Annotated in this window: 1 pseudogene; it reads left to right on the forward strand. The window is 70.8% G+C overall.

The annotated features are described in order from the left end of the window. Positions 1 to 360: pseudogene (locus BGN97_RS00135) on the forward strand (hypothetical protein); the annotation flags it as partial.

The raw sequence follows: 360 nt of genomic DNA on the forward strand, positions 1-360 counted from the left end.
ACGAGGAGGGCACGGTCGCCGCGGACGGCACCGCCTCGGGCACCAACAAGCTCACGCTCTACTGGGGCGGGTCCGTGTTCTGCTCCGGGGAGACGGCCCGGTGGACTGCCGCCGTCGACGGCGGTGTCGTCTACGATCCGCAGCTGGCCGCTGCCCCGTCGAGCCTGACCGTGTCCCAGCTCGCCGACACCGGCGTCGCCCTTCAGGGAACCGGCTACCCCGGCAGCACTCCCGTCACGATCACGTTCGACGGATCGAACACTGCAACAGCGACCACGACCGCCGCCGGAACGTTCTCGACGACGGTGACCGTCACCGGAGCCGCTCCGGGAGTGCACACCATCGCCGCCACGGACGGCA

Origin of the sequence: Microbacterium sp. 69-10 (assembly GCF_001897945.1) — a bacterium.
Lineage (GTDB): Bacteria > Actinomycetota > Actinomycetes > Actinomycetales > Microbacteriaceae > Microbacterium.